The 3,954-nt window shown below is 59.5% G+C and carries 5 protein-coding genes; 2 read left to right on the top strand and 3 right to left on the bottom strand.

What is annotated here, in order from left to right; genetic code table 11:
• Positions 1-24 precede the first annotated feature (24 nt).
• The 3 genes from LOC54_RS11675 to LOC54_RS11665 all read right to left on the bottom strand — a co-directional run bounded on the left by LOC54_RS11675 (position 25) and on the right by LOC54_RS11665 (position 1,916).
• Positions 25-222 (bottom strand): hypothetical protein, encoded by a 198-nt coding sequence (locus LOC54_RS11675; protein WP_279313964.1) that lies wholly within the window; start codon positions 220-222, stop codon positions 25-27.
• Positions 223-331: 109 nt separating this feature from the next.
• Positions 332-1,117 carry a flagellar basal-body rod protein FlgG gene (gene flgG, locus LOC54_RS11670; protein WP_279313965.1) on the bottom strand — a complete coding sequence of 262 codons (786 nt, stop codon included), beginning with the start codon at positions 1,115-1,117 and terminating at the stop codon, positions 332-334.
• Between the two features lie 58 nt (positions 1,118-1,175).
• Positions 1,176-1,916 carry a flagellar hook basal-body protein gene (locus LOC54_RS11665; RefSeq protein ID WP_279313963.1) on the bottom strand — a complete coding sequence of 247 codons (741 nt, stop codon included), beginning with the start codon at positions 1,914-1,916 and terminating at the stop codon, positions 1,176-1,178.
• A gap of 121 nt (positions 1,917-2,037) precedes the next feature.
• Here LOC54_RS11665 and LOC54_RS11660 point away from each other — a divergent pair, with 121 nt between their 5' ends.
• Both LOC54_RS11660 and LOC54_RS11655 read left to right on the top strand, forming a co-directional pair.
• Positions 2,038-3,090 (top strand): glycosyltransferase, encoded by a 1,053-nt coding sequence (locus LOC54_RS11660; protein ID WP_279313962.1) that lies wholly within the window; start codon positions 2,038-2,040, stop codon positions 3,088-3,090.
• Positions 3,087-3,473 carry an ArsC family reductase gene (locus LOC54_RS11655; protein WP_279313961.1) on the top strand — a complete coding sequence of 129 codons (387 nt, stop codon included), beginning with the start codon at positions 3,087-3,089 and terminating at the stop codon, positions 3,471-3,473. Before LOC54_RS11660 ends, LOC54_RS11655 begins: the two co-directional genes overlap by 4 nt.
• The last annotated feature ends 481 nt before the right edge of the window (positions 3,474-3,954 follow it).

The following is a 3,954-nucleotide window of genomic DNA, read 5'->3' as shown; positions in this document are numbered from 1 at the left end:
CCTTGCCCATAAACCCGTCCTCTCTCAGGCCGGTCTATAGCTTAACCCCCTGTCCAAAAAACCGGGGCCACCTCTCTGGCTGGCAATGGCCCCGATCTGGGCCGCCTGGATTGTCAGCCGCTTCCCCGGCTCCGGAGCCGGTCCGATCTCGCAGTCCTGCCCCGGCAGAAGCCCGTCAAACAGATCCGACAGATGAACCTGCCCGCCCGTAAGCACGGACACTTTCTTCAGGGTCGCCGCCCCGCTCCCGCAGGGAGCAGCAGGGCAGCCGCCATAACGGCAGATACAAGACCGCGCAGGGGAGATATCCGTCTGTCAGAGTGTCCGGGCATTATTTCAGATTCGACAGAGTCTGCAGCATTTCATCAGACGCGGTGATCACCTTACTGTTCATCTCATAGGCACGCTGCGCCGTGATCAGATCCGTGATTTCCGTCACGACGTTCACGTTGGACTGTTCGACAAATCCCTGACGGATACTTCCGAATCCGACACTCTGCCCCGCTCCCGTGATCGCGTTTCCGGAAGACTGCGTCTCCGTAAACAGGTTCTGGCCGATGGCCGCCAGACCGTTCTCATTCTGGAATGTCGCCAGCTGAAGCTGACCGACCGTAATCGCCGCCGTCTGACCGGACACGCTGATCTGCACCTGACCCGTCTGATCCACCGTAATGGTCTGGGCGTTGTTGGGGATATTGATCCCCGGATTCAGAAGATATCCGTCCGCAGTCACGAGATTTCCGTCATTGGACAGGGAGAACGTGCCGTCGCGGGTATAGGCATACTCACCCGAAGGCAGCGTCACCTGGAAATACCCCTGTCCCTCAATAGCCAGATCAAGACTGTTGCTGGTCTGCTCCAGCGTGCCCTGCTCGTTAATGCGATAGACACCGGCCGTGCGGACACCAAGACCGATCTGCGCCCCGGCCGGAACGAGATTTCCCGAATCCGAACTCATGGTGCCGACACGGCGGATATCCTGATAGATCAGGTCCTGGAACTCGGCACGCCGGCGCTTGTAGCCCGTCGTGGTCATGTTCGCGATGTTGTTGGAAATGACAGCAACGTTGTTGGACTGCGCCTGCATGCCCGTGGCGGCAACGTCAAGTGAACGCATCATAAGCAGATATTCCTGTAAACAGACATGTCAGAATGAAAACCGGTCCCGAACCGCGTCAGGACTGAAGCTGGGTAATCTTGTCGATGGCGTTCTGCCGCCGCGTCGCCTCGTTCTCGACAAGAGACGCCGTGATCTGGAAATCCCGCTGCAACTGAATGAGATTGGTGATCTCCGTCATGGAGCTGACGTTGCTGCTCTCGATCATGCCCTGCCGGATCTCGCGCGTCGGGGTCTGCCGGGTCTGCGTCGTGGCGCGGAACAGCCGGCCGCCCTCCGCCTGAAGCGTGTTCTGGTTATCAACCGTCAGTGTCGCGATCTCACCCAGAACGCCGCTCTCGCTCATAACCGTGCCGTCCGCGGCCACCGTGATCTGCACATCCCGCTGCGGCACGACCATCGCCTGACCGCGGCGGTCCAGAAGAACATTGCCGTCCGCATCCGCAATCCGGCCGTCACTCATCCTCTGGAATCGGCCGTTCCGCGTCAGGCGCACGCCGTTTGCCGTCTGAACCGAAAAATACCCGTCGCTCACAAGGGCAAGATCCAGCGGATTGCCCGTCGTTTCCAGCGTCCCCTGCGTCTGATCCCGGTAGGTCGCACGGTCCTGCGTATAGAAATCCGTATCCGCACCCTTAATTCCGTTATTATCCTTCATCTTTGAAAGATAATCGGAAAACAGGACATGACTGGACTTGAATCCCGCCGTGGATGCATTGGCGAGGTTGTTCGCCAGCACCGTCATCGCACGCATTTCCGTGTCCATACGCGACAGGGCAATGTAGGTCGTATTGTCCATACCAGACGCAGCCTCCTTGATCGCGCCAACTTTGCGGAAAGAAAGTTTAGAAATTGTTTCTTCCCGCTGTTTTCCGCACCGGGTAAGCAGGAAGCCTCGACAACCGGACGGGCGCTGCCAGGTGCGTATCCTTCACTGTATCTGCACGCATGAAGTCGCCGGCACCGAACGACATGTCAGCGAACTCGCCACATTTCAGGCCGCACGGCACGATGTCCGCGTGCTCCTCGCCCGCTCCAGCGCCGATCGCGAAACCGGTGCCGACCTCGCCACGCAGCTTGCCGGATGCACCGTCACACGGGCCGGACGCGCGGGATACGCCGCAGCCCTCCTGCGCGAAATCCGCCGATTCGCCCCGGACATCGTCCATACCCATCTGGGCCTCGCCAGCATCCGCGCCGGACTGATCTCGACCGCCCTGAACCGCCTGCCCGTCCGCCATCCGCTCCCGGCCTTCATCGCCACGCTGCACCGCGCCTGGGTACCGCGGGTCTATCGCCGCCATGACGGGCTGATCTGCATCGCCTCCTGGCAGAAAGCCGGTATTCCCGCCTCCTTCCCCGGCCATGTCGAAACCATCTCCAACTGGACACGCCCCTGCCCCCCGGACCCGGACCACCGCGCCCGCATCCGGACGGAACTGCGAATCGAGGACGACACATTCCTGATCGCCGCAGGCGGACGGCTGATCCCGGAAAAAGGCTTCGACCTCCTGCTCGACGCCTTCCGCCGCGCCGCCCTCCCGCGCACGCAACTGGTCATCGCCGGAACCGGACCGGATCGCGCGCGCCTGGAAGCAATGGCCCCGAAGAACGTGATCTTCACCGGATACCGCCCGTCCCTGCGGGAGGACATGCAGGGATTCGACGCCTTCGTGCTCCCCTCCCTCAGAGAGCCGTTCGGCCTCGTACTGCTCGAAGCCATGGCCGCCGGTCTGCCCGTGATCGCAACAGAGGCCGGGGGCGTGCCGGATATCCTCGGCACCCGCCCGGACTGCCTCGTCCCGCCAGGCGATATCCCGGCCCTCACACAGGCCCTGCAACGCCTGCACGGACAGCCCAGGCAGAAACCGGATCTGTCAGGATTCCTGCTCCCGGCCCAGGCAGAAAAAACGGAAACATTCTATAATATCTGCCTGAATCAAAAACGAAGCCCCGAAAGGACCCGCGCATGACCCTCACACTCTGCGGCATCAGAAACTGCGACACGATGAAAAAAGCCCGGACCTGGCTCGATACACACGGTATCGCCTTCCACTTCCACGACTACAAAACCGACGGCATCACACACGACAGACTTACAGCCTGGGCAGACGAGGCCGGATGGGAAGCACTGCTCAACCGCAAGGGAACAACATTCCGGAAACTACCCGAAGCAGAAAAGCAAAATCTCGACAGAACCAGAGCTGTCGCACTGATGGAAGCAAACCCGTCCATGATTCGCCGCCCCGTCATGGAAACACCCTCAGGCCTGATCATCGGCTTCAGCCCCGATCTTTACCAGACAGCCCTCACCGCTTCCGGAGCCCCGCAGACAGCTTCCCGATCAGACGGATAAAACCTCAGAAGCCGGAACATGATTTTACGTTCCGGTTTCAATCGTCGCCTAAAAAGGCAACAGATTCTACCATTTATAACGTATCCCGGCAGTAAGAGCTTCTGAGTCGACATTACTGCCCGTATTCGTCTGCCAATGCCCGACGAACATATTGACCGTCAGATCAAGTCCCGGAACTGCCTTGGCGGGATAAGCCGCAGTAGCGGTCGGCCCCGTCTTCACCGAGTCCAGACTGCTATTACTGTTTTCCAGAAGAAAAGGCCCGATACGGTCAGATATATGGGAAGAAAACGATAATGAAACCATTCGACGAAAACAGAAAAGAGTTACGGCGTGTCGTCAGTTAAGTGCTGCGCGTGTGCCGTGAGTGTTGTACTTTCCGGCTTCCTGTGCAGACTGTTTTTCCGGTTTTGAGGGAGACAGACAGATGCGGCGTTACGGTTTACGCGACGATCAGTGGGAACGGATAAAAGGCCTTCTC

Origin of the sequence: Acetobacter sp. AN02, assembly GCF_029759835.1 — a bacterium.
In the GTDB taxonomy this organism is placed as follows: domain Bacteria; phylum Pseudomonadota; class Alphaproteobacteria; order Acetobacterales; family Acetobacteraceae; genus Acetobacter.
This window is presented reverse-complemented; position numbering and strand designations above follow the sequence as displayed.